Below are 1049 nucleotides of genomic sequence, written 5' to 3' on the forward strand. Positions count from 1 at the left end.
TCGCTGGCCTTGATGCCTTCGCCGAAGGCCAGCACATCGATCGCCCCGGCATACGTGCTCGTCTCGATGATGGTGTCTTTGCCATCGCCGAGATTAAACACATAGGTATCCGAGCCGTAGCTACCGTACATCGTGTCGTCACCGGTGCCGCCAACAAACACGTTGTTGTTGGCGTTGTAGGCCACCTTCATCACATCGTTGCCGGCACCGCCAAGTAGCACGTTGTTACCCGTACCGCCATCCAGCGTGTCGTCGCCGTCGCCGCCATACATCACATCGTTGCCATCACCGCCGTTAATGACATCATTGCCATGGCCGCCGAGCAATATGTCGTCGCCATTGCCGCCCTTAAGGGTGTCGTTGCCATCGCCTCCGATCAGAATGCTTTTTTGCGCACCACTGGTGAGCACGTCAGTGCCCGAGGTGCCAATTCGCAGAAGAAAATCGCCCAGCATGACATTCGTAGAGAACGTCGCTGCCACAACATCCCATTGTCCAGACTGATCCAACTGATCGGCCAGGAACGGCAAACAAGTCACGTAGATCGACGCGTCGTTCGCTAGGGACGGAATAAAAGTCACCAGATCGAGGAAGTCCACCATAGCCTGCGCACTATGGCTTGCCGATACTTGCTCCAGCCTATTGAGTACGGGTGAGATATCCAGCGCGATGCCATTGGCATCGAGGCGCAAAGCGATTGCATCGACGTAGGGTTTGAGACGCGTCTGCAGCGCCAGTTGCTGATACGCCCCCGTGGCGAACGTGTCGTAGACCTTAAGGTATGCAGAGACGTTGGCGTCGCCCCACCAAAGATCGCCGGTCGGTACCTCACCGAGCAGGACCTGTGCGATGCGGATCTTGCGCGTGATCTCATCATCAAGCGTCGTGGTCGCCTGGCTGACCGCCTGGCCGGGCGTCAACAGGATCACGTTATCGGAGTCCGCGCTTTCCGTAGCACCGGAGGCATGCAGCGTGAGTCCCTGATCGCTCCACCATGGGCTGGTCTTGGCCCAGGCCAGGAGCAGATCCCCAAGCAACGCCTGTTGTGC

The 1049-nt window shown here is 58.2% G+C and carries 1 protein-coding gene; it reads right to left on the minus strand.

The genetic code is table 11. From position 1 onward, the window contains the following. Positions 1-1049 (minus strand): calcium-binding protein (locus tag ABIC75_RS23075; RefSeq protein ID WP_436407979.1); only part of this gene is annotated, 1049 nt, incomplete at both ends.

The sequence above is a fragment of the Dyella japonica genome, from assembly GCF_040545895.1.
Classification (GTDB): domain Bacteria; phylum Pseudomonadota; class Gammaproteobacteria; order Xanthomonadales; family Rhodanobacteraceae; genus Dyella; species Dyella japonica_D.